This window comes from Nonomuraea sp. NPDC049784 (assembly GCF_040659615.1).
In the GTDB taxonomy this organism is placed as follows: Bacteria; Actinomycetota; Actinomycetes; order Streptosporangiales; family Streptosporangiaceae; genus Nonomuraea.
In genome coordinates, this window is the sequence record NZ_JBFAMX010000768.1 from 1 (window position 1) to 4,138 (window position 4,138).

Genomic DNA, 4,138 nt, shown 5'->3' on the forward strand with positions numbered 1-4,138 from the left:
CAGGCGTGGGCGTGGCGGACCCGTTCGGCGGCGGCCGGCCCGAGCAGGGCGGTGACACGTTCCACGTCATAGCAGTAGGACTGGAGCAGCCCGAGCACCTGCCGCACCCCGGGCAGCGGGCCGGCCTCGTCGTCCTCGCCGGCGATGAGATCGTGCAGCGCCGCGGCCCGCCGCTCGCCCGCTCGCACCCGGGCCAGGAAGCGGTCGTAGGCGTCGTAGGCGGCGACGAACGGGGCGAAGTCCAGGCTGATGCGGAAGTCGGACAGGCAGTTGGGCCTGCCGTACAGGAAGAGGATCAGCCGGGGCGGCATGACCCGCATGAGGTCGGCGAGCGTCATTCCGCCGCCGCGCGAGCCCGACACCTTGCCGCTGTCGGCGGCCTGGCGGACCAGGCCGTACGGCACGATCACCGGCTGGTGCGCCCGCAGGTACTCGCGGTAGATCGCCCGGGTGCGGTCCATCGTGCTGCCCGCGCTGCAGTGGTCCTGGCCCGCCGGCTCGCAGTCGATGCGCTCGTGGGTGACCCGCAGCGTCCAGTCGAGCGCCCACGCCGGCTTCACCAGTTCGATACGCCGGGTGGTGGTGAGGGCGCCGCAGGAGTCGCAGGCGTAGCGCACCCGGCCGCGGCCGAGCTTGAGCGTACGCGTGCCGCCCCGGCCGCACTGCTCGCAGTAGACGCTGAACAGGTGCTCGGGCGCCTGCCCGAGGAGCTTGCCGAGCTTGCCCGCGCCGCGGAGGTAGCGCAGCTGGAGCGGTACGTAGGTGCCGGCGAGGTAGCGTCCGTGCTGGTAGTGGGTCTGCCAGTCGGAGTCCGCCGAGGTGCGGCCGTCGGCGTCGGCCTCCGCCGGGCAGATGCCCATGCGCTTCAACTCGGCGATGTAGCGGCGGCAGATCCGCCTGCTGCGCTCGGTGGCCGCGCCCAGCGGGCGGGCGCCGTACCCGGCCAGCTCGGGTTCGCGGGCGGCCTGGCTGGGGCGGATGGGGTCGTAGTCGTCGAAGCTGAGCAGGATCAGCGAGTCCTGTCCCAGCCGCCGCAACGCCCGGTGGACCAGGTACGCGCAGGCGGTGTCGCGGAAGTTGCCGACATGGAACCAGCCGCTGGGCGACATGCTGGTCTGGATCACCACGCGCCGCCCCGGCCCGTGCCGCTCCACCAGGCGCTGGGCGTAGTCGTAGGCCCAATGCGGGTGGGAGCGGTCCTGTCTATCCGCCCGATCACCGGGCGCGAGCGTGCCTTGACCGTGGAACAGAACAGGTCGGTGTAGCCGACCCCGGCAGTCGTGCTCATGCGCTTCGTCCTAGGAGGCCGTGCGTGCCAGGTTGCCGGCAGTCCAGAGCTGCGGATGGTCCTGGAACCAGGCGATGGTGTGCCGCAGCCCGTCCTCGATGAGTGTTCTGGGCGCCCAGCCCAGCCGGGCTGTCGCGAGCGTGATGTCGGGACGGCGGATCTTCGGATCGTCCTGTGGCCGCGGCACGAACGTGATCTCGGAGGTGGAGCCGGTGAGGTCTTTGATCCACTCGGCCAGGGCGAGCATGGAGATCTCATGCGGATTGCCCAGGTTGACCGGCCCGTCCATGTCCGAGTTGAAGACCCGGAAGATGCCTTCGACCAGGTCGTCCACGTAGCAGATCGACCGGGTCTGGCTGCCGTCGCCCGACACGGTGATCGGCTCGCCGAGCAGCGCCTGCCTGATGAACGTCGGGATCGCGCGGCCGTCGAACGGCCGCATCCTGGGGCCGAACGTGTTGAAGATCCGCAGGATCGCGGTGTCCACGCCGCAGGCCCGCCGGAAGGCCATGGTCATGGCCTCGGCGAAGCGCTTGGCCTCGTCGTAGACGCCGCGCGGGCCGACCGGGTTCACGTTGCCCCAGTAGGTCTCCGGCTGCGGGTGGACCAGCGGGTCGCCGTACGTCTCCGATGTGGAGGCGAGGACGAACCGGGCGCCCTTCTCCTTGGCCAGCTCAAGGGCGTTGAAGGTGCCGCTGGAGCCGACTCGGAGCGTGTCGATGGGCAGGCGCAGGTAGTCGGTGGGCGAGGCGGGCGAGGCGAAGTGGAGTACGGCGTCCACGGCGCCCGGGAGGACCAGGTGCTGGGACACGTCTGCGCGGATCAGCCGGAAGTGGTCGTCGGCCATGAGATGCTCGACGTTCGCGACCGCTCCGGTGAGGAAGTTGTCGACGCAGAAAATGCGGTAACCCTCGGCCAGAAACCGCTCACAAAGATGAGACCCGAGAAACCCAGCGCCGCCGGTAATGGCTACGACAGGCCGCCTCATATGGTCTTCTCGCAATCTTTCCCGCATTTTACGGCAGCCGAGAACAGCACGTTAGAGCCCCCCGTGTTAAATCTTTTCGAGCGGCCCCCCGTGGATCGCTCAGAAAGATCGGCTTCGATGCATCGGCAGGCTATGACGGCCGCGTCGCCACCGTCAATCATCACTTGCCGCCATATACGGGGATATTTCAGACATGCCGCCATCAACGGCGATGCATGAAACATCAACCAAAGACTCCACAAGGCGTTATGAGCTGGCGTTTTGTGGCGCGGTCAGCACGTCCCGTTTTTCTGACAGTCAGCACCCCAGAACGTGTCATTCGTCACCCCAGTACGGCGAGCACCTGGTCAAGTACCCGTTCCGTGGCCGGCCCGTAACGGTTATGAAGCGTCGGCAGGGCGCCGGTGTCGAGCACGACCATTTCCCGCCCGGCTCGGGGTCGCCGTCAGCGGCGCCCCTCGGGCCACACGCGGTCGAGGAAGCCGGCGATGAGCGGGGCGATCTGCGGCAGGTGGCTTTCCAGGGCGAAGTGGCCGGTGTCGAACAGGTGGAGCTCCGCGCCGGGCACGTCGCGCAGGTACGCGCAAGCTCCGGGCTATGACGTGTTCGCCAGTTCTTTCCGACCGCGAGTCCAAGATCTTGTATCCGGCGCGTAGAAGCGCTACGTGTTCGATCTATTACATGCTGTGACGAGAGCTGCGCAGGCAGCTCTTCGAGCAGCACGAACACGAGGAGAAACTGCATTGAGGACGACGACACGCGGCATGCGAATCGCAACGGTCACCGGCGCCATCTCGCTCGCCTTGCTGGCTTGCGCCGCCCCGGCCACTGCGGCGGCGGCCGCGCCCGCCGCCCGAGCCGGTGACATCTGCCTGTGGAGCGGGCGGGACTACACCGGCGCGTCGTGGTGCTGGAGTCCGGATCACGGTTACGTGGACGTACCGCCGGCGCTGCACGACAACGTGGGGTCCTTCATCGCCCACGCCGACGGCTGCTTCATCAACTGGATCCACGTCCCCGACAACAAGGAGACGCGCGTGGTCCGCGACGGCGACTACCGCAGGGTGTACAAGGACGACTTCGGCGGCAAGATCGACGCCGTGGCGCCCCGCTGTTAGGTCCCCGGCCGCCGAATGAGACGGCGGGCTCTGTGCGTTCGCAGCGCGTCACAGAGCCCGCCCCGCCGGCCATGGCCTAACGGCACTCCGCCTTCCTGACCACCTCGAGAGTGTCCTCCAGCTCCGGCTCTGGCACGAAGTGCCCGAAGGTGTCGTTGGCGAAGAAGGAGATCCCGGCCACGGATGCGGCGTGCGCGGCCAGCACCTCCCGCTGGTAGAGATAGGTACGCCGGTCGTCGAGGTAGGTGCGGTACCAGTACCACGGGTCGACGAAGTCCAGCCCGAGCAGCGGCCGCGGTCCGCCCAGGGCGGCCTTGCTCAGCAGGTTGGGCACGATCTCGGTACGTTCCACCAGCACGGCGAACGTGCTGACCAGGATCGCGTCGAGCGAGTGGTAGGCGGCGTCGGTCATGCCCCAGGCCGACCGCTCCACCTCGGCCCGCCAGTACGTGTCCATCCAGTAGACGAGGCCGTCGCCCATGGCCTCGCGCAGCCGCAGGAAGAACCGCTCGATCCCGGCCGACCGCTCGGGGCTGAGCGGCGGCGCGTTGTCCGGATGCCAGAAGCCGACCAGGCCGAACTGGTTGCCGAGCATGACCCCGTCCAGCCCGAAGTCTGCGACGAACGCGGCCGTCTGGGCGGCGACGAAGTCCCCGGCCGGCAACCCGCCCGGGATGCCGCCGCGGAAGGCGGCGTACGGACGCGAGTCGGCCGAGAGCGGAGCCGTCACGTCGATCACGCCAG

6 protein-coding genes are annotated in these 4,138 nt (G+C 68.7%); 1 reads left to right on the top strand and 5 read right to left on the bottom strand.

What is annotated here, in order from left to right; translation table 11 throughout:
- The 4 genes from AB0J09_RS58055 to AB0J09_RS58070 all read right to left on the bottom strand — a co-directional run.
- On the bottom strand, positions 1 to 1,124 hold a 1,124-nt coding region (locus AB0J09_RS58055; RefSeq protein WP_360711666.1), incomplete at its 3' end, for a hypothetical protein.
- Positions 1,121 to 1,288, bottom strand: a complete 168-nt coding sequence (locus AB0J09_RS58060) for a hypothetical protein (RefSeq protein WP_360711669.1) — start codon at positions 1,286 to 1,288, stop codon at positions 1,121 to 1,123. The genes AB0J09_RS58055 and AB0J09_RS58060, both read right to left, overlap by 4 nt.
- 10 nt (positions 1,289 to 1,298) lie before the next feature.
- Positions 1,299 to 2,276 carry a UDP-glucuronic acid decarboxylase family protein gene (locus AB0J09_RS58065; protein ID WP_360711672.1) on the bottom strand — a complete coding sequence of 326 codons (978 nt, stop codon included), beginning with the start codon at positions 2,274 to 2,276 and terminating at the stop codon, positions 1,299 to 1,301.
- 445 nt (positions 2,277 to 2,721) lie between these two features.
- The gene (locus tag AB0J09_RS58070; protein ID WP_360711675.1) at positions 2,722 to 2,844 is read right to left on the bottom strand and encodes a hypothetical protein; all 123 of its coding nucleotides are present in this window, start codon (positions 2,842 to 2,844) and stop codon (positions 2,722 to 2,724) included.
- 196 nt (positions 2,845 to 3,040) lie between these two features.
- Between AB0J09_RS58070 and AB0J09_RS58075 the strand changes: the two genes are divergently transcribed.
- On the top strand, positions 3,041 to 3,394 hold the full coding sequence (locus AB0J09_RS58075) for a peptidase inhibitor family I36 protein (RefSeq protein WP_360711678.1): 354 nt from the start codon (positions 3,041 to 3,043) through the stop codon (positions 3,392 to 3,394).
- 76 nt (positions 3,395 to 3,470) lie between these two features.
- Here the strand turns inward: AB0J09_RS58075 and AB0J09_RS58080 are convergent.
- Positions 3,471 to 4,138, bottom strand: a 668-nt coding sequence (locus tag AB0J09_RS58080) for a hypothetical protein (protein WP_360711681.1), incomplete at its 5' end; no start/stop codon positions are given.

What these genes read in the sequence shown, in the direction of transcription:
- AB0J09_RS58060 (WP_360711669.1), bottom strand. Translation starts at nt 1,288, where the DNA reads ATGAGCACGACTGCCGGGGTCGGCTACACCGACCTGTTCTGTTCCACG.
- AB0J09_RS58065 (WP_360711672.1), bottom strand. Translation starts at nt 2,276, where the DNA reads ATGAGGCGGCCTGTCGTAGCCATTACCGGCGGCGCTGGGTTTCTCGGG.
- AB0J09_RS58075 (WP_360711678.1), top strand. Translation starts at nt 3,041, where the DNA reads ATGCGAATCGCAACGGTCACCGGCGCCATCTCGCTCGCCTTGCTGGCT.